The following is a 26,401-nucleotide window of genomic DNA, read 5'->3' as shown; positions in this document are numbered from 1 at the left end:
ACGCCGTCGATCCCATGAGTGCTTGCTGAAATTGGTCAGGTCGTCCTTGAGCGATCGATACGCGGTGGAGAAGCGTCTAGCGACTATGTCCTCGCCTTCTGCAGCACCCAGATATAGCCCTTGGGCGGGTGGTCCTGGTCGATGAACTGTGTCTTGACCTCCGTGTCCTTGCGGCCGCAGCGCTTGCAGCGGAAGCGGATGGCTTCGAGCGGCTTGTTCCAGCCGGCCACCTTGGCCACGTCGTTCGCCTTGAAGCGGCCGACATGGTAGCAGTGGCGGCATTCGACGACGAGCAGCATGTTGGCCTTGGCCGCCCGGCCGACGCTGTCCATGGGTCCGGCCATTTCTCATGTCCGGTCTGAATAATCCTCGGGCAGCGGCAAGAGGCCGAGCCAGGCGGCACGGAAATCGGGTTCCCGGCCAGCCACCGCGCCCATCACCTCATGCAGCCGCTCCACCAAGCCGTTGAGCCGCCAGTACATTTCGCCGTTGGCCTTGAGGTTGAGCTGCGCCGCCAACACTGTCTGGCGCAACTCCAGCGCATCGCGAATGATCGCCTCCGCGTCCGACCGGAACAATTTGTCATAGCGGCTTTTCCGTCTGCCCAACGCGGCTCTCCCTGAATCCTGAGCAACCGCCCCACCTCCTGACAAAATAGGAACCCATTCCTCGCCGAGTCAATTCGTCCTTGACAAATTTGTTCCCTTTTTGTTCACATGCTAATGGAAGCCACGGAGCGACCGCCATGGATCACATCGTCAGGCTCGACAGCCGCCAGGAAGCGGCGCTTCAGGCGATCGCCGAGCGCTTCATCGCCCAGCATAAGGGCGACCCGGTGAAGGCGCTGAAAGAGATGATCGTGCTCAACGGGCACTTGCAGGAAAGGCTCGATGCGCTCGGCGCGCCGAAGCGGGCTGGGCGAGGTTGATGTTCTCGTAGACCGTGAGCCAGGGCAGCAGCGAGTGGTTCTGGAACTACGGCGCGCTCCGATCCGGGGCTGTAGCTAACACAGGATAGGTTAGCGTTCTACGGAGCCCCTGTCGTGCCCATCCTCCGCAACAGCTGCGCTGCAGCTTCGGAGGGTGAACCGGACAGAGAGGGCGCGAAGGATCGCGGCCTCCGAGATTAGCAACGTAGTGACCGAACTGAATCCTACGCCTTCTCCCGCTTCAGCGCCTGGGCCATGCAGTGGATGCCGCCGCCGGTCTTGGAGATTTCGCTCATATCGACCGCCGCGACCTCGAAGCCGCGAGCCTTCAGCTTTTCGATCAACGTCTTGCTGGAGGTCGGCGCGATCACCCTGTCCTTGCCTAGCGACATGAAATTGCAGCCGAGCGCCATCGTGTCCTGGAAGGGCACGTCGATGATCTCGTGGCCCTTGCCCTTCAGCCAGTCGACGATGCCGGGCTCGGTGCAGGCGAGGCACACGGCGGTGAGTTTTTCCGCGATCGGCACCACCATCAGATCGATGTGGACGTAATATTCGTCGATGAAGGCGATGCGCGTCTCCCAGCCTTCCTTGTCGAACCAAGCCTGCACCTGGCGCGCGCCCTCTTCCTGGGTGCGGGCGCCGCCGCAGCCGATCAGAACCACGCCCTCCTCGATGACGTTGAAGTCGCCGCCCTCGAAGGTGCCGGCCGTCACCATGTCGTAGATCGGGATGCCGAGCTTTTCATAGGTGCGGATGGCGGCATAGTTCTCGCCGCGCCGCCACCAGTTGGCCATGGCGGTGATGAAGGCGCCGTAGGGCGTCATGACGCTGGAGTCGCGCGAATAGACCTGCATCGGCAGTTCGGGCGTCGGCTCGTGCCAGTGGATTTTGACGCCGAAATGCTCGTAGGCGGCGACGAGGTCCTTGTGCTGCGCCTGCGCGATCTGGATGTTGCAGGGCGCCTCACGCAAATGCTTCCTCGACAACGAGCTGGTCGACAGATGGCACAGGAAATTGGGCGAGCCGAGCAGCACGTCGGTCAGCACATCGGTCTCATTGGCGAAGCCCCAGGCGGTCAGCGGCTTGGTGCCGCCGGCGGGGTTGCGGCGCTGCAGCGAGAACGGTTCGGCGACGATACGGTCATGGACGGTCATGGTGTTCTCCTCGATTTGATATTTGTCATGCGTTGGCAGCCGGGATCCACCAGTCGCGCCCGTGCGGTGGTGACATATTCCGGCCAGCGGAAGTTTATTGGCGGCTCGTAGTCGCAAAGCGGCGCGATCCAGTTCGAGCCGCCAACGCCGCCGCCGGTGCGGGCGACGAACTCGTCCATTGCGGCGTCGCGCGCGGCCTTGTCTTCCAGCAGGCGCAGTGCCGTCAGCGCGACCGTCTTGGAGGCGCAGATCACCATCGGGTCGATGGTGGCTGAAATGCCGCCCAGCGCGTTCATCACCCAGGCCGGATAGGCGTGGCCGTTCGCCGAACGCAGCGCCGGGCGGGCGACGTAGAAGCGCGCGGTCGGCGCGTGCCAGCTCATGTCGGTGTAGTCGTCGGAGGTCGAGTTCACCTGTGAGGGCGGCAGATCGCGGCGCAGGATCGCCTCCGCCTCCTGCGGCGTGATCAGCCGCTCCAGCTCTTCGATAAAAGGATTTTCGGTCGCCTTACCGCCGGCATTGACCTGGATTTCGCGGGCGATCGCTCTCGCCTCCTCGCTCCACTGCGGCGGGCCGACCGTCGAGAGCGCTGCGTAGGTGATTTCCGCCATGGCGTGGTTGGCCAGCCCCGGCCGCGACTTCGACACCCAGTGGCGCTCGTAGCGGCAGCCGCTCATCTTCGCCGCCGCTTCCGCGTTGCGGTCGAGCACGGCGGTCACCTGCTCGGCCATGGCAATGGTCGGCACGCGGATCATGTACTGGATTTCGGCCAATCCCGCCGGCAGATTGTCGGCGGTCGCCTGTCCCGCCGTCAGGATCGCCTCGCTGATCGACCAGCCGCCCTGGTGCGTCAGCATGGAATCGCGCAGCGCCTTGGAGGCCATGTACATCATCATCAGCGCGTCGTTGGCGCCTGGCGCCCGCACCGCCGAATGCGCCTGCGGGATCGGCGCGCCATCGCTTGCGCGCGCCCAGTTTTCGGGCTCGTCGCACACGAAGCGGTAGATCATCGCATAGGCCGCGCCGCAATGCGTGTCCCAACGCGCCGTGTTGCAGAGCGGCAGCATGTAGAAGGGATGGAAGGAGATCATGCCGGCAAGGCCGTCGTAATAGCCCTTGGCCGCATGGATCGGCTTCGAGCCCCTCACCTTCTCGGCCGGCTCGCCGGTGAAGCGCAGCGTGCCCTGGATGCCGTGCTCAAGCATCGCCGCCTTGGCGGCGAGCAGGCCGCCGAGACTGCCGATGCCGAGGCCCGAATGCGGATCGGTGTGGCCGCCGGCTTCGATGCCGAGCCCGGCGCGCGGCTGCTTCACCGTCGTGGCGTCCTGGCAATTGCCGGGCACGGCGTCATACTCGGCATACATGCCGATCGTCGGGCCCTCGCCGTTCGTCCAGTGGGCGCAGAAAGCGGTCGGCATGCCGCCCGAGCCTTCCTCGACCGAAAAGCCCTCACGCTTCAGCCGCTCGACATACCAGGCCGCCGACAGGTACTCGCGCCAGGCCGTCTCGCCGAAGTCGAAGATGGTACGCGTCCAGGCCGACAGGAGCGGCTGGATGCCGTCGATACAGGCAAGCGCGGTTTCCTGCGCGGAAGTCGTCACCGGTTCCTCCATGCCGCAAAGAAAGCAGTGAAGCGGCCCATCAAAAAGTGATATGTTTTCCCGGCTCGTGCAAATTCGGTTCACCTGAGGCCTCTTGAGAATACCGTCCACGCAGGCGCTGCGCGCCCTCGACAGCTTTGCTCGTCACGGCAGCGTCTGGCGCGCCGCCGATGAGCTCCACCTCACCCGCAGCGCCGTATCGCATCAGCTGAGGCTGCTCGAGCGCGAGCTCGGCTTCGATCTCCTGCAGCGCATCGGCAAGGGCGTGGCGCTGACGCCGCGCGGCCAGCGCTACGCGGCGGATGTCAGGAAGGCGCTCACAGTGCTCGGCGACGCGGGAGCGCAGAACAGCGGCGCCGGCGTCGGCGGCTCCTTCGGCATCTCGTGCCCGCCGGGCTTCGCCTCGATGTTCCTATGCACCCATATCGGCGAGTTCCAGCAGATGTATCCGGACGTTGCGCTTTCGGTGCTGACGCCGCGGCGGCTCGACGACGTCAGCAATCCGGAGGCCGACGCCTTCATCGCCTTCGGCGTCGGCAACTGGCCGAACCGCGCGGTGGAGCTGCTTTGCGAAGTTTCCTTCACGCCGCTCTGCAGCCCGACGCTGCTCAACAAGGTCGGCGGACTGACCAAACCCGCCGACGTGCTGCGCGCCAATCTGCTGCATCTCAGCGACACCGAGGACTGGGCGCGCTGGCTGGCGCTGTCCAAGGTGGAAAATCCCGACACCGAAGGCGGAATCTTCTTTTCCGACATGAACCTCGTCTTCTCGGCGGCGATCGCCGGCCAGGGGATTGCCATGGGCGACGAGCTGACCGGCCGCCGCGCGCTGAGCGAGGGCCGGCTGGTCAAGCCGTTCGAGGCCTCGGTCCCCTCGCCGCGCTCCTATTACCTGGTTTTCGAGCACGCCAAGGCGGGGCACCCGGTGCTCAATGCCTTCAGCGACTGGCTGAGGGCGAAGCTGTCGGAGAACCAGCTGGCGAAGTATTGAGGCGCTAGTCTCCCCCCTCGAGGGGGAGATGTCGCCGAAGGCGACAGAGGGGATCGCCGCACGTAAAACGCCAACGCCTTACGCGAAGAAATACGGCGCCGGCGATCTACGTAAGACGACCCCCTCTGACCGCTTCGCGGCCATCTCCCCCTCAAGGGGGGAGATTAGCGCTCCATCCTCCCCCAAACGTGAATCAAATTTGCCGATCAGGCGAAAACTATTCGGTTGCGGTGAACCGCCGGCGTGCCTACGATTTCGCCCGAGACCCAAGGAAGAGGCAGGATGCAGCAACCCGGCCGGGCCGCAGAGATCAAGGCGAACGGGATCGGCAAGAGCTTCGGCTCGTTCCGGGCGCTGGACGATCTGACGCTCGATATCGGCCGCGGTGAGTTCCTGACACTGCTCGGACCCTCGGGCTCCGGCAAAACCACCTTCCTGATGATCCTCGCCGGTTTCGTGCAGCCGAGCGAAGGCAGGCTTTTCAGCGACGGCGCCGACATCACCGACCGGCCGGCCGAGCAGCGCGCAGCGGGCATGGTGTTCCAGGGCTATGCGCTGTTCCCGCATATGAGCGTGGAGCAGAACATCGCCTTCCCGCTCAAGGTGCGCAAGAAATCCGCCGCCGAGATCAAGCTGCGCGTCGGCGAGATGATCGAACGCGTTGGCCTCAAGGGGCACGAGAAGAAGCTGCCGGCGCAACTGTCCGGCGGCCAGCAGCAGCGCGTGGCGCTGGCCCGCGCCTTGGTGTTCGAACCGGGCGTGCTGCTTCTCGACGAGCCGTTCTCGGCGCTGGACAAGAGCCTGCGCGGCCAGATGCAGGCCGAGATGAAGCGGCTGCACCAGGAGACCGGCACCACCTTCGTCTTCGTCACCCATGACCAGAGCGAGGCGCTGGCGCTGTCGTCGCGCGTCGCCATCTTCAACCACGGCAAGCTGTTGCAGGTCGGCCGGCCCGATGAGGTCTACGACCGGCCGGCCAACCGCTTCGTCGCCGAGTTCCTGGGCGAGATCAACATGCTGCCGGTAAAGGGCGTCATGCCCGCCGACAATGGCGCGACGGGCCTGTGCGAAGACCGCGCGGTCAACATGCGCTGCAAGGCCGAAGCGATCAAGGGCGACGCCATCCTCGCCATCCGGCCGGAGCACATGTCGATCGCGCCGGAGGCTGCCGCCGGCGAGAACGGCATTGCCGCGACCGCAATCGCCTCGACCTATCTGGGGGCGGCGACCAAGCTCGACCTCACCACCCGCCAGGGCGCGAAGGTCACCGTGTCGGTGCCGAACGAGGTGGCGGCGGCGGCACTCAGCAAAGGCAATTCCGTCTGGCTGACCTGGCCGGCGGAAAAGGGCTTCCTCCTCCCGGAAGGAGGACAATGAGCACCGCTGCGGCCTGAAATCGCCGCACCGGCTTCCGGACCAGATCAATGAAAAACAAGGGGAACTGACATGAACGACGATATGAACAACACCCGCAAACAGGCGATCGAATCCCTCTCCGCCAGGGCCAGGCGCGGCGAGATCTCGCGCCGGCAGTTCGCGCAGCTTGCCGGCCTCGTGCTTGCCGGTACGCCGATGCTTTTGCGCTCGACCCAGGCTCAAGCCGAGACGAAAGGGCTAGTGCTGGTGAACTGGGGCGGCGACGCCATCACTGCTTACGACGCGGCTTATGGCCAGGCCTTCACCAAGGATACCGGCATCCCGGTCAAGATGGACGGCTCGGGCCCGACCGAAGGCGCGATCGCCGCGCAGTTCAAAAGCGGCGCGCCGACCTGGGACCTGGTCGACGTCGACCCGTTCTCGGCCATCACGCTCGGCGGCCAGGGCATGCTCGAGCCGATCGACTACAAGATCGTCGACAAGAGCAAGATGCGGCCGGGCTTCGGCTGGGAATATGCGGCGTCCACCTATTTCTTCTCCTATGTGATCGCCTACGACTCGCAGAAATTCGGCTCCAACGCGCCGACCGGCATGGCCGACTTCTTCGACGTGAAGAAATTCCCCGGCAAGCGCTCGCTCTACAAATGGGGCGTATCGAGCTGGGAAGCAGCCCTTCTCGCCGATGGCGTCGCGCCGGCCTCGCTCTATCCGCTCGACCTCAAGCGCGCGCATGACAAGATCGCGGCGTTCAAGGAAAATGTCGTCGCCTATTGGGGCGGCGGCGCAGAGAGCCAGAGCGTGCTGCTCAACGGCGAGGCTTCGATGGCGATCGTGTGGTCGACGCGCGCCTCACTGATCGAGCAGGACTCGGGCGGCCAGATCAAGTTCATCTGGGATCAGGGGCTGATCTCGCCCGGCGCGCTGGCGGTGCTGAAGAACAATCCCGGCGGCAAGGAAGCGGCGATGAAGTTCATCGCCAGCACGCAGGATCCGCAGAAGGAACTGGTGATGTTCGAAAAGCTCGGCCAGGGCCCGGCGAACCCGGCGGCCGACGCGCTGATCCCGGCCGACAAGAAGCGCATCAATCCGGTCGACCCGGACAACATGAAGAAGCAAATTCCGCTCGACATGGACTGGTACGCCAAGAACTACGGCAAGGCGCTCGACGAATACACCAAGATCATCTCCGCCTGATCGGGTCGAGATGTGAGCTGACATGAGAGGCACCCTCTCCGACAGGATGGGCGCGGCGCTTTTGATGGCGCCGCTGCTCCTGTTCCTCGTGATTGCCTATGCCTGGCCTTTCCTCGGCGTGGTGAAGTGGAGCTTCACCCTGCCGACGCCGGGGCTCGGCCAGTACGGCGCGCTGGTCAGCGACCCGCTGGTGCAGTCGGTGTTCATCCGCACGCTGCGCATCGCGGCGATCGTCACGGTGGTGTCGGTGACTGCCGCCTATGCCATCACCGTGGTCTGGGTGCGCGGCAGCCCGCTGCAGCGCGTGCTTGCCGAATTCTGCATTCTGGTGCCGTTCTGGATCTCGGTGCTGACGCGCGCCTTCGGCTGGGTGGCGCTCTTGTCCAACCGCGGCCTGATCAACACTTGGCTGCAGTCGATCGGCTTCATCTCCGAGCCGCTGACCCTGGTGCGCAACGAGTTCGGCGTCGTCGTCGGCATGACGCATTTCCTCATCCCCTTCGCGGTGTTCCCGCTGGCGTCTTCCATGCGCAGCCTCGACGAGCGCGTGCTGCTTGCGGCGCGCGGGCTGGGCTCCAGCCGCATGCGCACCTTCTGGACGGTGTTCGTGCCGATGACGCGCTCCGGCATCATCGGCTCGGCGCTGATCGTCTTCGTCTTCTCGCTCGGCTTCTTCGTCACGCCGGCCATCCTCGGCGGCGGCCGCAGCGTGATGATCGCGGAGCTCATATATCTCCGCATCTTCCAGAGCCCGGACTGGGGGCTGGGTGCTGCGATCAGCGTGGTGCTGGTGATCTTCGTCGGCGCGCTGATGGCGCTGCTCTTCCGCTATGTGCGGCCAAGGCAGTTGGTGTAGCCGTGCCCACCTATCGTCCCGGCCCCGTCTCGCTGGCACTTGCCGTCCTGGTGGCGCTGTTCCTGCTTTTGCCGCTGCTTGCCGTCATCCCGGTGTCGCTGACGCCGAGCCGCATGCTGACCATGCCGACCGGGGAACTGTCGCTGCGCCACTACCGCTCGCTGATCGAGGACCCGCGCTGGCTGGATTCCATCCTGCTGTCGATCCGGATCGGCGTGGTCAGCAGTCTCCTGTCCACCACGCTGGCGCTCACCTTCAGCCTGGGCGTGTGGATGTTCCAGCCGCGTTTTACCGCCGCCCTCGTCGGCTTCGTGCTGTTGCCAATGGTGGTGCCGCCGGTGGTCTCGGCGGTGACGCTCTATTTCCTGCTCACCTCGGTCTCCGGCATCAGCTCCATCTTCGGCTACGACACCTGGCTCGGCGTCGCGATGGCGCATTCGGTGATGACGGTGCCCTTCGCCACGGTTCTGATCCTGGTCTCTCTCAGCCAGCTCGACCGGCGCATCGACCTTGCCGCGCGCGGCCTCGGCGCAAGCGTATGGGAACGCGCGACGCGCATCATCATGCCCAACATCAAGTTCGGCATCGTCACAGCCGCCCTGCTCTCCTTCGTGCTGTCCTGGGAAGAGATCGGCGTGACGCTGTTCATCACCTCGGTGAACGCAATCACGCTGCCGCGCCTGATGTGGATGGGCCTGCGCGACAACATCGACCCGGCGATCGCGGCACTCTCGGTGATCCTGATCATCATCACCGTGCTGGTGCTCGTCGTGCGCAGCGTGGTCACCCGGCGGCGCGCTGCGGCGTAAGGCGTCCGATCCCTGCCCCACATGAAAGAGGCCCGCCGGGAGCGACGGGCCTCGTAAGGCGCCGAAGTGGAAGTTCGGCCCCTTGTGATCCGGGGGTATGGATCGCATGAAGATTAGCCACTGGAGATCCGGAGGGCGATTTACAAATCCGTAAACTTTGCTCAGGCGGGAGCGAGGCGCTCCGGAAAAAGAAGTTTATTATCAAAGCCTTGCTGGCTTCCACAGCCTCTTCGGCGCAGCGCCTTTCAATCAAAAGTGATGGCAACGCACCGACGAGGCCTGGAGACGAACCGGCGCATGACGATCGGTCCGCCGCGGCCTACCGGTCTCCCGGAAGCATCCTGGCCATCACCGTGTCCCGGCAAATGAACTGATGATAGAGCGCGGCCAGGGCGTGTAGCCCGGCCACAATCAATATGCCGTTCGCGCAGAGCTCGTGAAGCTCGCGAACGGTCCGCGCGGTCGCCCTGTCGGGCGCGAACGGCGCGGGTATCGTGAACAAGCCGAAGAAGCTCAACGCATCTCCCCTGAACCAGGTCAGGAGGATGCCGAGCACGGGAATCGCGACGAGCAGCGCATAGAGGGCGAAATGTCCGATCTTCGCGGCGGCCCGCTCCGGGCCAGACATTTCGGCCGGGAGAGATGGCGCTCCCTTTACGCCCCGTAGGGCCACCCGCCACAAGACAAACGCAGCGAGCACAAGGCCGAAGGAAATGTGCAGCCGCCAAATGGCGTCGACTGCCGGATCGCCACGCGGATAGAACTCTTCGCCATATGTCAGCGCATAAAGCAGGACGACGAGGACGAAGAGCGCCCAGTGCAAGAATTTCTGGGCGGAGGTGTAAGCTTTATTGTCGGCCATGCCATGCAGCTCCGTTCGGACAGGTTCCCTGTTTCCGGCGCGTTCCAGGCAGACTTGTGACCGCTAAATTAAGAATTGGTAAGCATTGACCAATTGACGAGTTGGCACGAAGAAAACAGTCCGGCGCCGTACGCACGGCCCGTTGCCATCTTTTGCATCTCCAGGGGCGCCACGCAGGCGAAGGCCCTGGGCCTCGCCTGCTTGGCGGCTGCCGATCAGGCGGCCTGCGGGCGCCGCATCCTCTCGACGAGAGCCTGCCGGGCCGGGCCGGCAAGCGGCCTCTCCATGGCCAGCAGCCCGTCGAGCAGAGCGAGGAGCTCGCGCGCCGCGGACGACTTGCAGGAGTAGTAGACCATCTGGCGGTCGCGGCGGGTGTCGACCAGGCCAAACCTGCGCAGTTTGGCCAAATGCTGGGAGAGCGCAGACTGGCTGAGTTGGACCTTGTCGGCGAGCGTGCCGACCGACAGTTCGCCCTCGGCCAGGTAGTTCATGATGAGCAGACGCTTCTCGTTGCCCATCACCGCAAGAAAGGCTGCCGCGCTTTCTGCGTTGGCGGTAAGTTTCTTCGTGACCATCAATTTCCCCATGTTCATGCTCTTCCGAGGCCATGGGGGCAATGGCTTCAGAGTTCCAGAGCATTTGGTGGGCCTGCTCCGACACGGAATCGGAACCTGCCCTGCTTCTTTATTCGACCAAATCCCTTCGTAACCCGGTTGCCACCACGTCGGGACATTGGCCTCGGACAGCATGCGCCGCGTTGCTGCGGGGCGCAAGTAGGCGCAGACTCGGAATAATTCCGCGCCGCTAATGAGTACCAGCGCTTCGTTGTTTCGGCAACAATATAGCGAAGATAGACACCGCGCCGGTCAAATCCAGGGTGAAAGCCGGAACGAAGAACTTGTGATGCCCGGAACGCGCGTCGTTGGCATTTTCCCGAGACTCACCTCGGCTCGCAATTCGTGGTAACATTAGCCGGAGCACAAAGAGGGGGACAAAGGCTTGGGAGAAGGCCATGTCCGCTACTTCACGAAACGCATTCACACCCGCCGAGACGGCCATGTTTGGCCGCGTCTTCGAGAGCGGTCGTGTGGCCGGAGAAACCGAAGAGCAGAAAGAGGCGCGCGCCTCGCGCATCATTGCGAACTACATGGCCGGCATCACCGACGAGGCGGAACTTGTTGAACTGTCCCGCCAGCCGCTGGGCAGATAGCATAGAACCGTGTCCGCTGCGTGCTGCTCACATCCTGTTGAAATATCGGGATGAAACCAGCCGGGCAGTCGCGCGTTTCTGATCCGCTCACAACGCATCAGGGGTTTTTCGATGATCCAGGGATGGTTTTCCAGGCCGGTCGAAGTGGCCGTCGGCGTGGCGGGCTCGATCCGGCATATTTCCAACGCGCAGCAGGCCGCGGAATTGCTGACGGGCCAGTGGCGCGACGCCGGCAGCGCGTTGCACGGAGCGGCGCTGCGCGCCTGCCGCCGGGCAATGAGCGGCGACGTTCCGCCCGACAATGCCAGGGAAGCCTTCATCAGCGCCGCGCGCGAAGCGCATGTGCTGGTTGAATAGACAAAGGCGCGCGTTCTTTGGCGCCGCGCCGCCGGCGGAGTGGGCCCGCAAGCCGGCCCGGGCGGCGCATCGCCGATCGTGAAAATTCTTCGGAACATTATCGGCGGTGGATGGTTGATGCGCGGGTCCGCCATCGTCCCGGACCCGCATCCCACCGGGCGCCAGCCGGCGCTCGCTGCCGATCAAAAGACCACTATACGAACGGAGGATGTGATGAACGACGTCTGGTTTTCCGAGCCGGTCGTGATCGATTTCGAGCCAAGCGGACAACACAAGGTCTCAAGCTGTTTCGAGGCGATCGAATGCCTCGACCAGCGCTGGCCAAGACGGGCCCGCGACCGCGCCTGGCGGTCGGCCAACCGCGTCTGCCGCGACGCGCTCGACGGCTTGAGAAGCCCCGTCGAAGCCCGCAAAACCCTGCGCAAGGCGGCGAAGGCCGCCGGCCTGCTGTGCTAAGGCAGTTCAGCGCTACGCGATCCGGGACCGAAAACCGGCACCCGGATAAGCTCGCGTTGCCCAGGGCATTGCCCTTGGCGGCCGCAACGGGAAAAATTTCGGAACATTGCAGCCGCCGACCTGTTTCTTCCCTGTAGTCTCCTGACTACGAGGTTCCAGACCCAAGCAGAGCCCGTTCCGGCTGCCCATCGCCGGGGCGGGCTTGATTTTGCGCCGCGCAATTGCGGACGGAAAGCGCTACGCACTTTTCCTGAAATTGCTTGAGGAAAGCAGCGGCCGACGCATACTCGAGAGCGTCGAGAGCGCATCTCGCGGGGTACATGAAAACGTCGGCCGCTGGGCTTCGGGGCGCCTCTTGTTCAGGCCCTTTCATTTCAGCGAGTCGGACATGCGCCTTCAACGCAAAGGCCGGGTCGTGGTGAACGGGAGGTTACTATCCACAGGACTGTCCCGGCGCTCCCAACCAATCGAGCGAACAAGCACGGTTCAAGCCTGCCGGTCAGGCGCTCAACTCCACAGCAGCGATCACTTCGGGAACGATCGCTTGCATGTCGTCGTCGACCATTCGAGACAGGTGTGCGCAGCGCGAACCGGCAGGGAGGCTGCGACCATCGGCTTAGAAGGGCGGTGCTCTGTCCTGCCATGGACCCGGGCCTGCCGTACGCGGGTTTCTGTACTCTATGCAGCGTGCAAGGTCGGAATGGCGCTCACGTCCACTTCCCGCTCCGCATGCCAGGCGTCATAGGCGGCCTGCATGCGCAGCCAGATGGCGGCGCCGTCGCCGAACATCTTTCCGAGCCGCGCCGCGACGGCCGGCGACACCGGCTTCCTCTCGCGGGTAATGTCGTAAAGCTGCTGCCGCGAAATGCCTAGCAGCCTGGCAATCTCCACCTTGGTCTTTCCGGTTGCCGGGATGATGTCCTCAAGCAGCGCTCCCGGGTGGGACGGGCAGCGCTCAATCGGACGCTTCGGCTTGTGCTCGCTCATAGACAGAACCTTCTCCAGTCTGTCCGCCTCAGTGATATTGCTCGAAGTCGACGCGGGCGGCGTCCTTGCCGTCGAGTTCGAATGTGATGCGCCACGGGCCATTCACATGGACCGTGTAGCGGATCGGGTCGAAGCCTTTCAAAGCATGGAAATCAAAACCTGGCAGGTTCATGTCTTCAGACCGTTCTGAGGCTTCGAGACGGTCAAGCAACAAGCGTACAGGGACCGCCGGCAATCTTCGAAGCGCAATCCCCCAAATCTCCGCGGACAACTAACAGAAATGGCAAATCCCGGCAGGATTAGAACCTGCGACCGTCGACTTTAGAAGGCCGAAGGAAAGCGTTGCGATTTCAACAAAATTCCGAATCTGCGTGGGCCCCATTGCGGTCAACGAAATATCTGGTTGCCATTAAATTTTCCCTGGGCCATTGGGTCTGCGATGTAAAACAGGTTTCAGGGTGGGGATTAAGTGTCGAGACTGTCCAGCTGGCTTCGCAGCAAGAAGCTTTTGCCACCGCATTATAGACCGCCCGTAGGCGTAACGGTCGGGCGGCACACCTATGGACTATCGAAAGAGAGTGTATTCATGCCATCAGAGCAGGCGCCTCTGAGCATAGGCTCCTTCTGCTCGGTTGCTCGCGACGTGACGATTATGTGCGACGGGCAACATTCTACCGATTGCGCCACGTCCTACCCGATCAACCTAAATCTCCTGGCGAGGCCGGAACCTGCATCAAATGGTGGGAGAGAGCGCGGCGTTACCATAGGCAATGATGTGTGGCTCTGTCACGGCTCCGTTATCCTGTCAGGCGTCGAAATAGGTCATGGCGCTGTCATTGGCGCCAATGCCGTGGTGACGAAAGACGTGCCACCCTACGCGATCGTCGGAGGCATCCCGGCCAGTGTTATCCGATACCGGTTTCCCGAAGAAACGATCAACAAGCTTCTGGCGATCAAGTGGTGGGAATGGGATGACGAAAAGATAAAGCAGGAGGCCGCTTTCCTGACCGGGCCTATTGAGGCCTTTATCTCTCGCCACATCAAAGAGGTAGCTTAAGTCCACGCCCAAAAGACGTGCCCCCAATTTCCCTCCGTGATATTGAAGTTCTTACCAACGCTTTCTTGACGATGGAGGCGATGGCCATGCTTAAGCCAATGCGGATGTCGATGTCTGCAGCCTGTCAGACTGCGAATAGGCGATCCTGCGTCCCGCCAAGATAGGTGTCCCAGATATGATCTGAGAGCTTCTGGCGATAGTCGAGTTGGGTGGAGAGCCCCTTGTATGAGGCGCCGCCGATGTGAAGTAAGGCGCGATCGAAGGTCTGGTAGCCCACCATGTGACCATCGATGTCGATCAGCGTCTGCGTTTCGACAGCAAAGCCAACGTTCTCGGACCGCAACTTCGAGTAGACAGGAGCCCAGTTACCGCCGCCGGTATCCATGCCCCTTTCCATGGTGGGCCGGAAATCGATCATCTTGTCGCTTACGGCAGCATATTGATAGAAGCAAAGCCCCGCCCAAAGGAACCAGCCCGGGTCATCGACAGGCTGTGTGAAGTAGTAGTTGCTTCCAGGGAGGCGTCGCCAACCGTAAGCCGCCCTGTCCCCAAGCCGCCCACGAAGAGAAAAGGGTTCGATCGGCAAGCAGTCGTGATCGATGAACCCGAACGTTTCTGGCTCGAGGTGCTGCACGATATTGTAATAGACCCAGTTCATCGCGATGCCGTGCGATCGGGCCGGATTGGCTTCAGGGTTCTTCGGAAGCCCCAGATATGGAATGCCGCGCTTTGCGCAGATCTCTTGATGCGCTTTCCGGGCGGCGACCGACGACGAGTTGTCGACAACAACCAACATCACATCGGTCGAATAGGTGACCCATGCTTTGGTCAGCACATCGACGACCCAAGGCGTATTGAACCCGACGGCAAAGCAGAAGTTGTCCCCACCCGTCTTTGCCAATTCCCGCGCAAAAGCGCGCCCACTCTCAACATCCCGCCCTCGAAAACGACGATACACCAGAAGATCACGATATTGCAGCATCGCCCAAACAAGGCGATTTCTGCGAATCGACCGCTCGATATGCTTCAGGTTGACCAATCCTCCGCTCCGCAAACTCGTCCGGAAGCGCTCTCTACAGTATCGGATTGGTTGAGACTAGAACTTTTGTGCTGGGCGAGGATCGCAGCCGGACAAGTCCAAGCGCCTGCACGAGCCCGACCGTCGCGATGGAGGGCGGGATGATCAGGCGCGAACCAGCAGGCGAAATAGACAGATTTGGCTGTCAGTGCAGCGTAAGCCTCGGCCACTCGGGTCTTTTCCGAGTTGGAATTTTTCAATAGGCAGGAGGTAAACCCTTGAATTTATGGCGATCCCGGCAGGATTCGAACCTGCGACCATCGGCTTAGAAGGCCGGTGCTCTATCCAGCTGAGCTACGGGACCGCTGGCCGGCCGGGCCGGCTGATATCACTATGCGGAGCCATTCTATCCAAAATGGATGGTCCGCTCCGATCTTTGTTTACGCAATTCCGAACGGAAAACCGCTGCGCACTTTTCCTGGAATTGCTTAATGCGTCCAGGGCGTCCTGCGGTCATAGCGGAAATTGTCCGAATAGGAAATCTGGCGGCGCTTCGGCTGCTTCGGTTCCTCGACGCGATAGGCAATGCCCTGCTTCTCGGCATAGGCGACCGCCTCTTCCCTCGTATCGAAGGTGAGCCGTACCTGGCTCAGCATGTCGCCTGACGAGGTGTAGCCCATCAGCGGGTCGATCTTCTTGCGCTCGGCCGGATCGAATTCCAGCACCCAGTGGCCGGTCTTGGCCGTGCCGGACTGCATCGCGGTTTTGGCTGGGCTGAAAATGCGCGCGGACATGACCACCTCTTTGCCGCCCGAAGACCGGGCATCCCTTTTTGCGACGCCCGTCCGAAAACCCGCATTGGAGCCTGAGAGCGCGCGCCAGCCCGTCAATACTGTGCAACGGCGCCGGCGGCAAGGCCGTACGCAGCCACGACCCGGCTAGCGGAGGGCGGAACCTCGCGCCGGCCCGGACATTAACGGAAAGTCAGGCGACAGCCCGGCCGCTCCAGCCATTGGTCGAAGGCTGGCAAGTCGGTCGTGTCTCCCCGTGAAGCGTCGCCATCCCGTCACCAAGCCTGGACAATCCGCCATGACCATGACAACCGAACATCCCGTGCTGCAGCTGGCCGTTCTTGTCGGCAGCCTGCGCGCCCAATCCTTCAGCCGCAAGATCGCCAAGGCGCTGGCTATCCGCGCGCCGGATTCGCTGCGTTGCCGCTTCATCGAGATCGGCGAATTGCCTCTCTACAACGAGGATCTGGACGGCGATGCGCCGCCCGCCGCATGGTCGGCGTTCCGCGCCGCCATCAGAGAGTGCGACGCCGTTCTGTTCGTGACGCCCGAATACAACCGCTCTATCCCCGGCTGCCTGAAGAACGCGCTCGATGTCGGCTCGCGACCCTACGGCAAAAACGTCTTCAAGGGCCTGCCCGCCGGCATCGTCAGCGTCAGCCCGAGCAAGATCGGCGCCTTCGGCTCCAACCAGGCGCTCAGGCAGACCTTCGTCTTCCTCGACATGCCGGTGATGCAGCAGCCTGAAGCCTATATCGGCAACGTCGCCGAGCTGCTCGACGACAGCGGCGCGGTGAAGAACAGCGACACGGCCGCCTTCCTGAAAGATTACATAGAGGCGCTGGAGACCTGGATCAGGACCGTGCGGCCGGGCGGCTCGTCCTTCGACGCCTTCATGAAGCAGCGCGAGAAGATCGCCGAGGATTATGTCAACGGCAACCCCACATCGCTGAAAGCGATCGTGACGCATAGCGAGCCCGCCACCTTCTTCTCGCCGCGCGGCGACCATCTCGAAGGCGCCGACGCCGTCGCCGGCCGCTACGAGCGCGATGCGGCGACCTTCCACGAGGGCGGCAGCACCGATCTCGAGGTGCTGCAGGCCTCCGCGAGCGGCGATCTCGCCTTCTGGACCGGGTTGCAGCATGCGAAGGCGCGCATGGGCAAGAGCGACAAGCCGGCCGAGATGACGTTACGGGTGACGGAGATCTTCCGGCTGGAGGACGGCGCGTTCAAGCTGGTGCATCGCCACGCCGACCCGGCTCACTGAGGCGCGTTTGCGTTCGGCCGGCCCTATCTGGGTACCGAGACGCCTTAGCCACTCAACTCCCATCCGCGACACAATGCCGGGGCCTTTGCAACCATGGCCTATTCCCATTGCCTTGCCGGCGGCATATGTCGGATACACGGTCGTGCCACTTGAGGGGCATGACGACGACCAAGACAAGAGTGGGCATGGAAGCGGAAATCTCGGCGGATTGGACCGGCGAGCCGGCGATCCTCGAAGGTGCGATCGTGATCGGCGCAGGCGCGGCGGGATTGGCGGCGGCGCACGCGCTGATCGAGGCCGGGGTCGCCACCGAGATCCTCGAGCGCGAGGGGCGGCTGGCCGAGCCCTGGCACCACCGCCACGAGAACCTGCATCTCAACACGCATCGCGACCTCTCGACGCTGCCCGGCGTTTCCTTTCCGAAAGGCACGCCCGCCTTTCCGCACCGCAGCGCGGTGATCCGCCTCTTCAACGACTTCGCCGCGACGCACCGGCTGCCGATCGCCTTCGGCGTCGTCGTCGAGGCAATCGAACCCCGCGGCGACCACTGGCTGGTGAAGACCAGCGCGGGCTCCCGGGCGGCACGCCACGTGGTGGTCGCCACCGGACGCGACCGCCAACCCTTCATTCCCGCCTGGAAAGGCATGAAGGATTTTGCTGGCCGGATCATCCACTCGGCGGATTTCGGCCGGGCGACAGACTATGCCGGGAAGAAGGTGCTGGTGGTCGGCGCCGGCAATTCCGGCTTCGACGCGCTCAACCATCTTTCCGGCGTCGAGACGGGGCAGATGTGGCTCTCGGCGCGCAACGGGCCCGCGCTGCTGCCGAAGCGCATCCGCAAGATTGCCGTGCATCGTTTTTCGCCCTTCATGGCGCGCCTGCCGGTCAGGCTGGCGGATGCGGTGATGGCGGCGACGCAGCGGCTTGTCTTCGGCGATCTCAGGAAATTCGGCCTGCCCCCTGCCCCATCGGGTGGCGCCAGCCGCCTCGGCTCGGACTATACCGCGATCGCCGCCGACGACGGCGCGGTCGCAGCGATCAAGGCCGGCCGCATCATCGTCGTGCCGCAAGTGCGGGAATTCAGGCATGACGGCGTGGTTCTCGAGAACGGCCACGCAATCGCGCCCGATGTCGTCATTGCCGCCACCGGCTACCGCACCGGGCTGGAGGCGATGGTCGGCAGGCTCGGGGTGCTCGACGCCAAGGGCGTGCCGCTGTTCAACGGCGCCGCCGGCGATCCGAAGCTGCCCGGCCTCTGGTTCACCGGCATGCGGCCGAGCATCCGCGGCTGCTTTGCCAATGCCCGCATCCAGGGTGCGGCGATCGCCGCCAAGGTGGCAAGGCTGAAGCGCTGAAGCGACAGTTCCGCTCGCCACGCCTCCGTTTTTGGGTTGCCTTCCGGGCCACGGAACCCTATACGCCGCGAGCGTCGGAGTGTAGCGCAGCCTGGTAGCGCACCTGATTTGGGATCAGGGGGTCGCGTGTTCGAATCACGCCACTCCGACCACTTAAAAATCAATGCCTTAGCCTGAAGCCCTACCGAGCAAAATGGCGGCGATAACCGGCAGGGGTAACGAATCGGGTAACAGAAAAGCCCGGCCGTAGCAGTCGGGCCAGACCGCCAATTGCCGTGCCAACTCTTTCCTGCGACGATGGAATCTAGCGAATCGTGCAATTCGAAGGGCTAGAAAATGGCGGAAGACAATCGCTCATCCGGCCCGATGATGGGCAGGGATGCCGCAGCGCTGGCCGTTTACAATGACCTCAAGGAATCGCAGCGCGCCACCTTTCAGGTCGCGGCTGAATGGGGGCGCTGGCTGATCGGTTCGCTCGTGCTCGTGCATTCCGGGGCTTTGTTTGGAATGTTCTCACTCTTGAACAATGCAACCGCTGCCCAAGCCACAAATGCGCTGCAGTCGTTCAAGATCCCGGTTTGGTGTTTTGTGTTCGGCTTGCTTCTGGCCTTGGTTTCCGGGCTTTGCGCTTGGGTAAATTGGTCCATGCATTCGTTCAACTACATGGCCCAAGCTCGCTATGACATGCTTTGGGATCCGGCGAAGTGGGTCGGAGATCGGAAATATGTCCGCGGCCTAGATGTCACGAATATCGTAAGTATCGTCGCCGGCGTGCTGTCAGCCCTCTGCATCGCGTTAGGTGCAGCAACAATCCTGCACGGCCAATTCTTGACTGCAGTCTTGGGTCTATGATGTGTGGGACGGCCCCGGCCACATAGCAGCCGGGCCAAAATGCTCAGCGTGAGCGGTTTCAGATCCTCATGGCCTTGATGTCGGCAACGAGGCTTTTCAGGAACTCGATTTCAAGGACCTCGTCGTCGCAATAATCGACCTCCCTTGCCCTCACCTTCGCGAGCAGGCCCTTGAGGCTCTTCGCCCTTGTGTTCATGAGCCGATCGCGCGCACGGCCGAAGGCCTCGGCCCGCTTCTCCTCCTTCGCCTCTGCCTTCTCCCGGCGGACCTTGGCGCGATCCCCCTCCGCCTTGGCTCGATCCTCCTCTTCCTCTGCCGCCGCCGTGCGGGATGTGGCCTTGTTCCAGCGCTTGCTCGCGGCGTTCAGCTTCGCCTCCAGCCGCAGGAGCTTTTTGTCGGTCATGACATATCCTCTCTTTCCAGGAAGGCCAGCGCCGCCGCCTTCAGAACGCCCTCCGCGCTGCATGAGCAAAGCAAATCCTCCTTGAGCGTGTAGCGGATCGCCGCTGCCACACCGCGAACGCTTGTCGCCGGCGGACAGTCCTCGCACAGCCTATCGAAAGCCGGCCCGTAAGTCGCCTGTACGAAGCCCTCCTCGTTCTCCATGGTAATAGAGTCGCTCGGGATGGCATGGAACCTCGCCGTCCCGGCGTAGTAATCGGCGATAGCCTCGGCGAGCGGGTCGGCGGGCGCGGCCGGCAGGGTCGGAAAATTTGCCGGCCCAATCTGATGCGTAGCACCCGCTATGGCAGGGACAGAGCCCGCAGCGGCGCCGAGCAGCAAGGAGCGTCTGGAGAATCTTCCGGTGATGATGGTCATCAGACAGCCCTCCGCAGTGAGGCTTGCGAAACCGGCTCGTGGACCGGGTAGAGCCGCACGAGGACATATGCAGGCTCGTGGCTGACATCCGCCCTCGCCCGGCCGCCATGGATCTTCACCAAGGCCTTACCCAGCTCTTCAGCCAGGACATCGACGAGGCGCATCATCTCAGCGGCTGATTTCACTTCGTCCTTGATTATCTGGTTTGCGCGCGCCTTGAGGCGCTTGGACTTGGCTGCAGGACCTTGCCGAACGATCGAGGGTGTCAGTACCTACCATCAAGCGAATGGAAGGCAGCGAAGGGCCTGCCGTCGGTATGGCCAACAATGTTGATGCTGTATGTCGTGCCCTCGAAGCAGCCGGCGTCGAGTTCATCCCCGAGAACGGAGGCGGCGCCGGTGTGAGGCTGAGGAAGGCTTGACGGTCAATAGGAGGGAGAGGCCATGTTCACGGTACGCAGCATCTGCATGCTCTCAGCATTCGGCATTCTCGCTGGCTGCAATAGCAGCTCGTCAAGCGAGTGGAGGCCAATCGCAACAGGAAGTTATGACGCACGTTTCGAGCGAGCCAAAGCAATCTGCAATGGTCGCGCGGCCGAGACGCAAGTTGCTGCAGGTCGACTATGGATCGCCGGCGCGGTTGCGTCAGGCAGCACCTTCCGCGCGTGCATGGCCGAACAGGGCTTTGAGCCGAAACGTTAGGGACTATGTGTCGCCGATGCGAAAGGCGCCGTTGAGAGATAAACCGACGTAGCGGCACATCCGATTTGATGGCCCCGGAACACAGCCGTTTTACCAAGTTAGCCGCGATGCCTGACCGGCCTACAATCTTCCCAGCCGGCGAAATGACCGCGGCGTTTTCGCCGGTTAGGCCCGGCGGCCGAACCCGAGCCACCCCAGCCCCGGTCGCTGGGCCGCTCGCCAACGCGCGTTTTCTCTCGCCGCTGTCCCTACACGGGCGATGCGCCTCTCGCGCTCTGGCGCTTCTCGCTGACCCGCTGCATGCTGGCGCGATCAAAGAGGAAGGATCGGATCTATGGCCAGGGAAGCCGACTATCAGGAATGACGACATAGTGGTCATCTCGCGCAACCCGCTGATAGGCAAGTTGCTGCTGATCACAGAAGATGACGAAGAGATCGAACTTCACCTCGAGAAGGACAGCGCGGAGGCACTGATAAGCGCGCTGGGTGCCTTCCTGATGGAAGGCGCGATCGGCCCCTTATAGCGACCCGCCAGCGCGCGATCTGCGCCGGCCGCTCTCCTACACCGGCCGCAGGCCTAACGCCTCTGCACGCTTCTCCCCGAGCCGAATAAGCCGCTCCAGATTGCGGGCCTGCATTTCTGCCCGCCAGCGCTCCAAGGCTTCCTGTTGCCCACGCTCCCGCTCGAGCCTGTACACTTCGGGCAGCGGCGTCCAGTCGGCCGGCTTCTTCTTCATGCACCATTGCGGCCGACGATATCCCCAATGCTCGATCGCGACGAGATCTGAGCCGTCGAACCAGCATGAGACGTTGAGCTTGGGGAAGTGGAGCACCCGAGCCGCCCACCATACGTCATCGATCCGGCCGTGTGGCGCGCCCGATGTCCATGGGGTCCAGCCCTTGCCGGGACGTTCCGTAAGCTCGCTGTCACGCATTTAGCGCTCCGATGTCGGGGAGTGCGCGGATAATGCATAAGTCTCGACTTATAGGCAAGACAGACTGATCGCCGGCTGACCGCGAGCGTGTCGAACCTCGCCTTGGTCCTACTTAGGCAGGACGAGACCAGACGTAACCTGGTGGACGATCATAATCACTGCCGTCAACATTCCGGCGCCAAAGATGCCAATGACCGTCGTGAGAAATAGTCTCTCGACCCGTTCGGACTGAAGTTGCTTCTCAATGCTTCCGAACACGGGTTCTGAGAAGATTTGAGATTCAAACAGTACGTTTTCTTGGCCGCATTGCGGACAATTCGGCGTCTTCGAACTAATCACGGTCGCGCAGCCAGCACAGATGACCAGCATGTAGATATGCCCCCGCTCTTCCCCTACATCCTCCCCAGAGCGTCATTAAATTAGCACGAGTGCGTATATTTGATAGCCGCTCCGCAGAAGTCTTACATCGGCTGGTAAACAGGGAGAGGCGCGTGCTCAGAAGGCCCGCGCCAGCGCCCGCATGACGTGCACGCTAAACCGTCTCTGGACTCTTAGTTGCTTCAGACGCATTCTCCTGCTGGGGAGAGAGGGCGTGGGCAAGGTTTATCGCTTTCAAGGAGCGGGCCAGGCGAGCCGGCGCAGGAACCGCACCGGACGACGCTCCAACGCGCCTACGCGGCTGGTCATCGTGACTGTGGCTGCTGCTGCCGCCTTTGCCACCCAGTATTTCATCACACACGGCACTACTATAGTGCCGACTGCGAGTTCCAATTATCTCGGCATCGGCTGCAACATCAAAGGCAACATCAGCTATTACGGTGGCGAGCGCATCTACCATGTGCCGGGCCAGGAGTATTACAGTGAGACGCGCATCAATCTGCTCAAAGGCGAGCGGTGGTTCTGTAGCGAGGCTGAGGCGCGCTCGGCTGGCTGGAGGAAGGCAAGGCGATGAAACGCGATGCCGCCGCCGCGACGAGAGAGAGGCGGCAGCTTCCGGCGGTACCGGTCTACACGCCAGCGGATTATCCCCTTATCCCACTTGGTCGACCGTCAGGTTCTGTTACAGCGTGGTATTCCTCCGCAGGCTTCATATTCTTTCAAGCATGCACTCATTCAGGAGGCAGCCTACCAATCTCTGCTTCGAAGCTCGCGGCGCCGCTATCATCTGCGGGCCGCCGAGGCGCTGATTGTTCAGTTCCCGGATTTCGCCGAGCGGCAACCGGAGCTGATAGCTGGGCATCTCAACCTCGCGGGAGACAAAGAGCGCGCTATAGACTACTGGCAAACAGCCGGCGAACGAGCGCTGAGCCGCTATGCAAACCTCGAGGCGGAAGCTCACTTCCGAAAAGCGTTGGCTGCGATCATGAGCCTTCCTTCCTCGCGCCAGCGCCAGCAACAAGAGGCTTCGCTCTTGATCGGGCTTGGCACTGCGCTGACCGCGATCAGAGGTTGGGCCGCTTCGGAGGCTGAGCACATCTACGCGCGAGCGCGTTTACTATGCCAGACTATCGGAGACCCCCCAGCTCGCGGCTGCCCTTCGAGGTTTGCAGTCGTACTACCAAGTGCGAGGACCTGTTCAAGCGGCTCGAGAAATCGGCGAACAACTCCTTGAGGTGGCAGACCGGGGTACTGATCGGTCAATCCAAGTCGAAGCTCGACGCGCCCTCGGCTGGTGTCTCTTCTGCCTCGGGAAATTCACCGCAAGCAGGATACACCTCGAGGCCGCCCTCAACGGCTACGATCGAGCATTGTCGCGCCGAAACATCCTCGCATACGGAAGCGACCGTAAACCCGCCGGGCGAGTCCCCAACAACCTCAAGCCCGGCGAGCCTACAACCCGATCTGGAACGCGATCGGGACCGGGATCAACCGGCGTGTCTCACGGTGCAAGCTGGATGCCAACGGAGCCGTCCCGGAATGGGACAGATGCGAACTCTTCCTTCTCGCCTTGTGAGAGAAGGTGGATCGGCGCGCAGCGCCGAGACGGATGACGGGAGCTGGAAGAAATGAGACGTCTGCGTTCCCTGGAACACCCCTCATCCGGCCGAGCTTCGCTCAGCCACTTTCTCCCAATCCAAACAAAGGGGAGAAGGAGGGGCTCTAAATATCGAATTCGCCCTGCCCTTCGTCCATGGCGCTGACGGTCTCGGCGGCGAGCGCGCGGGTGATGGGGGTCTTGCGCTCGAGCGCGGCGCGGTCGAGGCGTTCGACCACTCGCATGGCGGTCGCCAGCGAGCGCTCGATGCGCCTCACCAGATATTGCACGACGTGCGGCTCGACCTCGACCTGGCGGTCGGCGAAGAGCTTTGTGATGACGCCGGCAAGCAAAAGGTCGTCCGGCTCGTGGATCTCGATCGTCGCCGCCGCCTTCAGTCGCGAGATGAGGTCGGGCAGCGCGACACGCCAAGCGGAAGGAAAGCGCCGCGCGGTCAGGAGCAGCGTGGAGCCGGCGCTGCGCACGGTGTTGATCAGGTGGAACAGGCCCTGTTCGTCGATCGGGCCTTTGTCGATATCGTCGATCAGCGCGGGGCTCGCGCCAAGCCTGCCAATGTGATCGCCGATCCTGTCGGGAGCGATGGCGATCGCCTGCGTCTGTGTTTGCCAGATATGGGCAAGATGCGTCTTGCCGGAGCCCGGGGGGCCGGCCAACACCACCACCGGCGAGGGCCAATCCGGCCAGCGGTCGACAAGGGCTACGGCCTGCGCGTTGGTGCCGGAGACGACGAGCTCGTCGCGCGAATAGCCGGTGCCGTGGCCGAGATCGAGCGGCAGCTGGCGCGGCGGGTCGGTTCGCTCAGAGGCCATGTCAATCACGCTGCGAACGGTGGCCGCCGCCGCGATCCGCGGGAAGCGACGGCGCGGGCTCCGTGGCGCGGCCTTTGTATAGCGGCGATTCAAGATAGCGGGCGATGGCGAAGCGCACCAGCACCGCGATCGCGGCGGAGGCCGGCACCGCGATCAGCAGGCCGACGAAGCCGAAAAGCGCGCCGAAGGCGAACAGCGCGAACATCAGCCAGACCGGGTGCAGGCCGACGCTTTTGCCGACCAGCCGCGGCTGCAGGATGTTGCCCTCGATGAACTGGCCGACAAAGAACACGCCGGCCACCAACACCACCATGGTCCAGTCCGGCCAGAACTGGACGAAGGCGACGCCGACGGCAAGCACCAGGCCGGTCAGCGAGCCGACATAGGGGATGAAGGAGATCAGTCCGGCGAAGAAGCCGATGAGGATGGCGAAGTTCAGCCCGGTCAGCGTCAGCCCGGTCGCATACATGGCGCCAAGCACCAGGCAGAGGGTGCCCTGCCCGCGCACGAAGCCGGCGGTGGCGGTATTGATTTCGCGGGCGAGCATGCGCACCGTCTCGACATAGTCGCGAGGTACCCAGCTGTCGACCTCGGCCACCATACGGTCCCAGTCGAGCAGCATGTAGAAGGCGACGACCGGGGTGACGACGAAGAGGCTGACCACCGAAACCAGTGCCACGCCCGAGCTCCAGATCGAGGTGAAGACGGTGGTGAGCAGCCCGAAGCCGGTGGTGAGCAGCGAGTTCAGCCCGTCGCGCAGACTGGCGGCATTGACGCCGAAACGCTGCTCCAGCCATTTCGGGTCGAAGCTGGTGATCAGCGACTGCAGGCGGGTCAGATATTCCGGGAGCTTACGGGCGAAATCGGCCATCTGCGTCGCCAGCACCGGCACCAAGATGACGAAGGCAAGCACGACGACGACAATGAAGGCAATCAGGATCACCACCGTCGCCATCAGCCTGGAGAGGCCGAGCCGCTGCAGCCAATCGGCGACGGGATCGAGGAAATAGGCGAGCACCATGCCGGCGACGAAGGGTAGCAGGATGCCCGAGAAGACGTAGAGAAACAGCGCCAGAAGGACGGCGACGATCAGCCAGAACGCGATCTGGCGGCGCAACGCGGTCGATGCCGCGGCCGTCCAGGCTTCGCTTTCAGGTGCCCGTCTTGGAACTGCCCGACTTGGTGTTGCTCGTCTGGGAGCCTTCGCCATTGCCGCTCATATGCCTTAGCCAGGCCACGAGATAGGCCGCGGCCGAAGCCACGGTCAAGACCCCGGACAGCAAGATGAGCGCCGGCCGAAGTGGATCGAGATGGATGGAAAAGGCAAGCTCCGCCAGCACCAGCGCCGCCAGCACGATCTGAGCGGCGGTGTTCACCTTGGATACAAAGAGCGGCTTCATCTCGACCGGATTCGCCATCACGCTCGACAAAAGCACGGCGCAGACGATCAGCGCGTCGCGCGAGACCATGGTCACCACCAGCCAGAGCGGCAACTCGCCGGCATAGCCCATGACGACGAAGACCGAGACCAGCAGAAGCTTGTCGGCCATCGGATCGAGATAGGCGCCGAGCTGCGTGAACAAATGATAGCGGCGGGCGAGAAAACCGTCGACGGCGTCGGAAACGCCGGCGACGAGGAAGCCGGCAAAAGCCCACTCCCAGCGCGCCTGCAGCATGGCCAGCACCACGGCGGGCACCAGCAGGAGCCGCATGATCGTGATCATGTTGGGAATGGTCACGTGATGTCCCGTCGTGGCTTTGTTGGGAAATAGATGATGGAGATGAGAGGTTGGCGCAAGAGCGAGGCGCTGAAGGTGCCAGTCTTCCCCCTTGCGGGCTTGGCAAGCGGTGCTGTCCTTGGCGTCTCCGGGAGTTTTTTCACCTGCACCGGCAGACCGATACCGGTAGGCTAGCGTTCCTTCACTCCTCTGTCCTGCCGGATATCTCCCCCGCATCGGACCCGCATGGGAAGGGAGATTTGCCGTCGCCTCGGCCTTCGCCAATCACCGCGCTTTT

General features: G+C 62.9%; 30 protein-coding genes, 2 tRNA genes and 3 pseudogenes. 16 read left to right on the top strand and 19 right to left on the bottom strand.

Features of this window, described 5'->3' with window-relative positions; all coding sequences use genetic code 11:
* Nucleotides 1-83: 83 nt before the first annotated feature.
* Nucleotides 84-344, bottom strand: a complete 261-nt coding sequence (locus tag RFN28_RS18680) for a hypothetical protein (protein ID WP_320288791.1) — start codon at nucleotides 342-344, stop codon at nucleotides 84-86.
* A gap of 3 nt (nucleotides 345-347) precedes the next feature.
* The gene (locus RFN28_RS18675; protein WP_320288790.1) at nucleotides 348-608 is read right to left on the bottom strand and encodes a hypothetical protein; all 261 of its coding nucleotides are present in this window, start codon (nucleotides 606-608) and stop codon (nucleotides 348-350) included.
* Between the two features lie 137 nt (nucleotides 609-745).
* Between RFN28_RS18675 and RFN28_RS18670 the strand changes: the two genes are divergently transcribed.
* Nucleotides 746-928 (top strand): hypothetical protein, encoded by a 183-nt coding sequence (locus tag RFN28_RS18670; protein ID WP_320288789.1) that lies wholly within the window; start codon nucleotides 746-748, stop codon nucleotides 926-928.
* Here RFN28_RS18670 and RFN28_RS18665 read toward each other — a convergent pair.
* The 3 genes and pseudogenes from RFN28_RS18665 to RFN28_RS18655 all read right to left on the bottom strand — a co-directional run.
* Nucleotides 918-996 (bottom strand): annotated as a pseudogene (locus RFN28_RS18665) (ABC transporter ATP-binding protein); the annotation flags it as partial. The gene RFN28_RS18670 and the pseudogene RFN28_RS18665 sit on opposite strands and share 11 nt — an antisense overlap.
* Before the next feature lie 156 nt (nucleotides 997-1,152).
* On the bottom strand, nucleotides 1,153-2,085 hold the full coding sequence (locus RFN28_RS18660) for a dimethylarginine dimethylaminohydrolase family protein (protein WP_320288788.1): 933 nt from the start codon (nucleotides 2,083-2,085) through the stop codon (nucleotides 1,153-1,155).
* Nucleotides 2,086-2,110: 25 nt separating this feature from the next.
* Nucleotides 2,111-3,698, bottom strand: a pseudogene (locus RFN28_RS18655) (zinc-binding metallopeptidase family protein).
* Between the two features lie 82 nt (nucleotides 3,699-3,780).
* Between RFN28_RS18655 and RFN28_RS18650 the strand changes: the two are divergent.
* The 5 genes from RFN28_RS18650 to RFN28_RS18630 all read left to right on the top strand — a co-directional run bounded on the left by RFN28_RS18650 (nucleotide 3,781) and on the right by RFN28_RS18630 (nucleotide 8,913).
* Nucleotides 3,781-4,677, top strand: a complete 897-nt coding sequence (locus tag RFN28_RS18650) for a LysR substrate-binding domain-containing protein (RefSeq protein ID WP_320288787.1) — start codon at nucleotides 3,781-3,783, stop codon at nucleotides 4,675-4,677.
* Between the two features lie 282 nt (nucleotides 4,678-4,959).
* A complete protein-coding gene (locus RFN28_RS18645) occupies nucleotides 4,960-6,054 on the top strand; it encodes an ABC transporter ATP-binding protein (protein ID WP_320288786.1) in 1,095 nt (364 codons plus the stop codon).
* Nucleotides 6,055-6,135: 81 nt separating this feature from the next.
* Nucleotides 6,136-7,248 (top strand): ABC transporter substrate-binding protein, encoded by a 1,113-nt coding sequence (locus RFN28_RS18640; protein WP_320288835.1) that lies wholly within the window; start codon nucleotides 6,136-6,138, stop codon nucleotides 7,246-7,248.
* Nucleotides 7,249-7,270: 22 nt separating this feature from the next.
* Nucleotides 7,271-8,104: an ABC transporter permease gene (locus tag RFN28_RS18635; protein ID WP_320288785.1), complete on the top strand. Its 834-nt coding sequence runs from the start codon at nucleotides 7,271-7,273 to the stop codon at nucleotides 8,102-8,104.
* A gap of 2 nt (nucleotides 8,105-8,106) precedes the next feature.
* Nucleotides 8,107-8,913 carry an ABC transporter permease gene (locus tag RFN28_RS18630; protein WP_320288784.1) on the top strand — a complete coding sequence of 269 codons (807 nt, stop codon included), beginning with the start codon at nucleotides 8,107-8,109 and terminating at the stop codon, nucleotides 8,911-8,913.
* Nucleotides 8,914-9,232: 319 nt separating this feature from the next.
* On the opposite strand, the gene RFN28_RS18625 is transcribed toward RFN28_RS18630, so the two are convergent.
* A complete protein-coding gene (locus tag RFN28_RS18625) occupies nucleotides 9,233-9,775 on the bottom strand; it encodes a cytochrome b (RefSeq protein ID WP_320288783.1) in 543 nt (180 codons plus the stop codon).
* Between the two features lie 215 nt (nucleotides 9,776-9,990).
* Nucleotides 9,991-10,350, bottom strand: coding sequence for an ArsR/SmtB family transcription factor (locus tag RFN28_RS18620; RefSeq protein ID WP_320288782.1), 360 nt, complete (start codon nucleotides 10,348-10,350; stop codon nucleotides 9,991-9,993).
* 437 nt (nucleotides 10,351-10,787) lie between these two features.
* Between RFN28_RS18620 and RFN28_RS18615 the strand changes: the two genes are divergently transcribed.
* From RFN28_RS18615 to RFN28_RS18605, 3 genes are all read left to right on the top strand, one after another.
* A complete protein-coding gene (locus RFN28_RS18615; RefSeq protein WP_320288781.1) occupies nucleotides 10,788-10,985 on the top strand; it encodes a hypothetical protein in 198 nt (65 codons plus the stop codon).
* A gap of 111 nt (nucleotides 10,986-11,096) precedes the next feature.
* A complete protein-coding gene (locus tag RFN28_RS18610; protein ID WP_040972227.1) occupies nucleotides 11,097-11,342 on the top strand; it encodes a DUF982 domain-containing protein in 246 nt (81 codons plus the stop codon).
* 39 nt (nucleotides 11,343-11,381) lie between these two features.
* Complete coding sequence (locus RFN28_RS18605; protein WP_320288780.1) at nucleotides 11,382-11,798, top strand: DUF982 domain-containing protein; 417 nt, start codon at nucleotides 11,382-11,384, stop codon at nucleotides 11,796-11,798.
* Nucleotides 11,799-12,476: 678 nt separating this feature from the next.
* Here the strand turns inward: RFN28_RS18605 and RFN28_RS18600 are convergent.
* A complete protein-coding gene (locus RFN28_RS18600; protein WP_040972222.1) occupies nucleotides 12,477-12,785 on the bottom strand; it encodes a HigA family addiction module antitoxin in 309 nt (102 codons plus the stop codon).
* Nucleotides 12,786-12,813: 28 nt separating this feature from the next.
* Nucleotides 12,814-12,993: pseudogene (locus RFN28_RS18595) on the bottom strand (type II toxin-antitoxin system RelE/ParE family toxin); the annotation flags it as partial.
* Between the two features lie 378 nt (nucleotides 12,994-13,371).
* On the opposite strand from RFN28_RS18595, the gene RFN28_RS18590 reads away from it, so the two are divergent.
* On the top strand, nucleotides 13,372-13,842 hold the full coding sequence (locus RFN28_RS18590; RefSeq protein ID WP_320288778.1) for a CatB-related O-acetyltransferase: 471 nt from the start codon (nucleotides 13,372-13,374) through the stop codon (nucleotides 13,840-13,842).
* Nucleotides 13,843-13,966: 124 nt separating this feature from the next.
* Here the strand turns inward: RFN28_RS18590 and RFN28_RS18585 are convergent, their stop codons facing one another.
* The 3 genes from RFN28_RS18585 to RFN28_RS18575 all read right to left on the bottom strand — a co-directional run bounded on the left by RFN28_RS18585 (nucleotide 13,967) and on the right by RFN28_RS18575 (nucleotide 15,654).
* Nucleotides 13,967-14,881: a hypothetical protein gene (locus tag RFN28_RS18585; protein WP_320288777.1), complete on the bottom strand. Its 915-nt coding sequence runs from the start codon at nucleotides 14,879-14,881 to the stop codon at nucleotides 13,967-13,969.
* Between the two features lie 266 nt (nucleotides 14,882-15,147).
* Nucleotides 15,148-15,224, bottom strand: a tRNA-Arg gene (locus tag RFN28_RS18580).
* 124 nt (nucleotides 15,225-15,348) lie between these two features.
* Nucleotides 15,349-15,654 (bottom strand): ETC complex I subunit, encoded by a 306-nt coding sequence (locus RFN28_RS18575; protein ID WP_320288776.1) that lies wholly within the window; start codon nucleotides 15,652-15,654, stop codon nucleotides 15,349-15,351.
* A 295-nt stretch (nucleotides 15,655-15,949) separates the two neighbouring features.
* Between RFN28_RS18575 and RFN28_RS18570 the strand changes: the two genes are divergently transcribed.
* The 4 genes from RFN28_RS18570 to RFN28_RS18555 all read left to right on the top strand — a co-directional run bounded on the left by RFN28_RS18570 (nucleotide 15,950) and on the right by RFN28_RS18555 (nucleotide 19,125).
* On the top strand, nucleotides 15,950-16,918 hold the full coding sequence (locus tag RFN28_RS18570) for an NAD(P)H-dependent oxidoreductase (protein WP_320288775.1): 969 nt from the start codon (nucleotides 15,950-15,952) through the stop codon (nucleotides 16,916-16,918).
* 158 nt (nucleotides 16,919-17,076) lie between these two features.
* Nucleotides 17,077-18,273, top strand: a complete 1,197-nt coding sequence (locus RFN28_RS18565; RefSeq protein ID WP_320288774.1) for a flavin-containing monooxygenase — start codon at nucleotides 17,077-17,079, stop codon at nucleotides 18,271-18,273.
* Nucleotides 18,274-18,348: 75 nt separating this feature from the next.
* Nucleotides 18,349-18,425, top strand: a tRNA-Pro gene (locus tag RFN28_RS18560).
* 184 nt (nucleotides 18,426-18,609) lie between these two features.
* A complete protein-coding gene (locus RFN28_RS18555; RefSeq protein WP_320288773.1) occupies nucleotides 18,610-19,125 on the top strand; it encodes a hypothetical protein in 516 nt (171 codons plus the stop codon).
* 58 nt (nucleotides 19,126-19,183) lie between these two features.
* On the opposite strand, the gene RFN28_RS18550 is transcribed toward RFN28_RS18555, so the two are convergent.
* The 3 genes from RFN28_RS18550 to RFN28_RS18540 are packed head-to-tail and all read right to left on the bottom strand — an operon-like array spanning nucleotide 19,184 to nucleotide 20,129.
* Complete coding sequence (locus RFN28_RS18550; protein ID WP_320288772.1) at nucleotides 19,184-19,528, bottom strand: hypothetical protein; 345 nt, start codon at nucleotides 19,526-19,528, stop codon at nucleotides 19,184-19,186.
* Nucleotides 19,525-19,944 carry a hypothetical protein gene (locus RFN28_RS18545; RefSeq protein WP_320288771.1) on the bottom strand — a complete coding sequence of 140 codons (420 nt, stop codon included), beginning with the start codon at nucleotides 19,942-19,944 and terminating at the stop codon, nucleotides 19,525-19,527. The genes RFN28_RS18550 and RFN28_RS18545 overlap by 4 nt, the downstream gene beginning before the upstream one ends.
* A complete protein-coding gene (locus RFN28_RS18540; RefSeq protein ID WP_320288770.1) occupies nucleotides 19,944-20,129 on the bottom strand; it encodes a hypothetical protein in 186 nt (61 codons plus the stop codon). The genes RFN28_RS18545 and RFN28_RS18540 overlap by 1 nt, the downstream gene beginning before the upstream one ends.
* A gap of 887 nt (nucleotides 20,130-21,016) precedes the next feature.
* On the opposite strand from RFN28_RS18540, the gene RFN28_RS18530 reads away from it, so the two are divergent.
* Complete coding sequence (locus tag RFN28_RS18530; RefSeq protein ID WP_320288769.1) at nucleotides 21,017-21,169, top strand: hypothetical protein; 153 nt, start codon at nucleotides 21,017-21,019, stop codon at nucleotides 21,167-21,169.
* A gap of 36 nt (nucleotides 21,170-21,205) precedes the next feature.
* Here the strand turns inward: RFN28_RS18530 and RFN28_RS18525 are convergent, their stop codons facing one another.
* A complete protein-coding gene (locus RFN28_RS18525; RefSeq protein ID WP_320288768.1) occupies nucleotides 21,206-21,580 on the bottom strand; it encodes a hypothetical protein in 375 nt (124 codons plus the stop codon).
* 592 nt (nucleotides 21,581-22,172) lie between these two features.
* Here RFN28_RS18525 and RFN28_RS18520 point away from each other — a divergent pair.
* Nucleotides 22,173-22,532: a sunset domain-containing protein gene (locus tag RFN28_RS18520; protein ID WP_320288767.1), complete on the top strand. Its 360-nt coding sequence runs from the start codon at nucleotides 22,173-22,175 to the stop codon at nucleotides 22,530-22,532.
* A 1,148-nt stretch (nucleotides 22,533-23,680) separates the two neighbouring features.
* On the opposite strand, the gene hdaA is transcribed toward RFN28_RS18520, so the two are convergent.
* The 3 genes from hdaA to RFN28_RS18505 are packed head-to-tail and all read right to left on the bottom strand — an operon-like array spanning nucleotide 23,681 to nucleotide 26,124.
* A complete protein-coding gene (gene hdaA, locus RFN28_RS18515) occupies nucleotides 23,681-24,385 on the bottom strand; it encodes a DnaA regulatory inactivator HdaA (protein ID WP_320288766.1) in 705 nt (234 codons plus the stop codon).
* Between the two features lies 1 nt (nucleotide 24,386).
* Nucleotides 24,387-25,595, bottom strand: coding sequence for an AI-2E family transporter (locus RFN28_RS18510; protein WP_320288765.1), 1,209 nt, complete (start codon nucleotides 25,593-25,595; stop codon nucleotides 24,387-24,389).
* Nucleotides 25,537-26,124 carry a CDP-alcohol phosphatidyltransferase family protein gene (locus tag RFN28_RS18505; RefSeq protein WP_320288764.1) on the bottom strand — a complete coding sequence of 196 codons (588 nt, stop codon included), beginning with the start codon at nucleotides 26,122-26,124 and terminating at the stop codon, nucleotides 25,537-25,539. The genes RFN28_RS18510 and RFN28_RS18505 overlap by 59 nt, the downstream gene beginning before the upstream one ends.
* Between the last annotated feature and the right edge of the window lie 277 nt (nucleotides 26,125-26,401).

It is taken from the genome of Mesorhizobium album (genome assembly GCF_033977205.1).
GTDB lineage: Bacteria > Pseudomonadota > Alphaproteobacteria > Rhizobiales > Rhizobiaceae > Mesorhizobium > Mesorhizobium album.
This window is presented reverse-complemented; position numbering and strand designations above follow the sequence as displayed.

Bases quoted from the DNA above. Each gene is read 5' to 3' on its own strand.
- RFN28_RS18590 (WP_320288778.1), top strand. From the start codon at position 13,372: ATGCCATCAGAGCAGGCGCCTCTGAGCATAGGCTCCTTCTGCTCGGTT.
- RFN28_RS18680 (WP_320288791.1), bottom strand. From the start codon at position 344: ATGGCCGGACCCATGGACAGCGTCGGCCGGGCGGCCAAGGCCAACATG.
- RFN28_RS18525 (WP_320288768.1), bottom strand. From the start codon at position 21,580: ATGCGTGACAGCGAGCTTACGGAACGTCCCGGCAAGGGCTGGACCCCA.
- RFN28_RS18615 (WP_320288781.1), top strand. From the start codon at position 10,788: ATGTCCGCTACTTCACGAAACGCATTCACACCCGCCGAGACGGCCATG.
- RFN28_RS18510 (WP_320288765.1), bottom strand. From the start codon at position 25,595: ATGGCGAAGGCTCCCAGACGAGCAACACCAAGTCGGGCAGTTCCAAGA.
- RFN28_RS18640 (WP_320288835.1), top strand. From the start codon at position 6,136: ATGAACAACACCCGCAAACAGGCGATCGAATCCCTCTCCGCCAGGGCC.
- RFN28_RS18670 (WP_320288789.1), top strand. From the start codon at position 746: ATGGATCACATCGTCAGGCTCGACAGCCGCCAGGAAGCGGCGCTTCAG.
- RFN28_RS18565 (WP_320288774.1), top strand. From the start codon at position 17,077: ATGACGACGACCAAGACAAGAGTGGGCATGGAAGCGGAAATCTCGGCG.
- RFN28_RS18555 (WP_320288773.1), top strand. From the start codon at position 18,610: ATGGCGGAAGACAATCGCTCATCCGGCCCGATGATGGGCAGGGATGCC.
- RFN28_RS18610 (WP_040972227.1), top strand. From the start codon at position 11,097: ATGATCCAGGGATGGTTTTCCAGGCCGGTCGAAGTGGCCGTCGGCGTG.
- RFN28_RS18550 (WP_320288772.1), bottom strand. From the start codon at position 19,528: ATGACCGACAAAAAGCTCCTGCGGCTGGAGGCGAAGCTGAACGCCGCG.
- RFN28_RS18625 (WP_320288783.1), bottom strand. From the start codon at position 9,775: ATGGCCGACAATAAAGCTTACACCTCCGCCCAGAAATTCTTGCACTGG.
- RFN28_RS18570 (WP_320288775.1), top strand. From the start codon at position 15,950: ATGACCATGACAACCGAACATCCCGTGCTGCAGCTGGCCGTTCTTGTC.
- RFN28_RS18575 (WP_320288776.1), bottom strand. From the start codon at position 15,654: ATGTCCGCGCGCATTTTCAGCCCAGCCAAAACCGCGATGCAGTCCGGC.
- hdaA (WP_320288766.1), bottom strand. From the start codon at position 24,385: ATGGCCTCTGAGCGAACCGACCCGCCGCGCCAGCTGCCGCTCGATCTC.
- RFN28_RS18600 (WP_040972222.1), bottom strand. From the start codon at position 12,785: ATGAGCGAGCACAAGCCGAAGCGTCCGATTGAGCGCTGCCCGTCCCAC.
- RFN28_RS18545 (WP_320288771.1), bottom strand. From the start codon at position 19,944: ATGACCATCATCACCGGAAGATTCTCCAGACGCTCCTTGCTGCTCGGC.
- RFN28_RS18635 (WP_320288785.1), top strand. From the start codon at position 7,271: ATGAGAGGCACCCTCTCCGACAGGATGGGCGCGGCGCTTTTGATGGCG.
- RFN28_RS18620 (WP_320288782.1), bottom strand. From the start codon at position 10,350: ATGGTCACGAAGAAACTTACCGCCAACGCAGAAAGCGCGGCAGCCTTT.
- RFN28_RS18660 (WP_320288788.1), bottom strand. From the start codon at position 2,085: ATGACCGTCCATGACCGTATCGTCGCCGAACCGTTCTCGCTGCAGCGC.
- RFN28_RS18645 (WP_320288786.1), top strand. From the start codon at position 4,960: ATGCAGCAACCCGGCCGGGCCGCAGAGATCAAGGCGAACGGGATCGGC.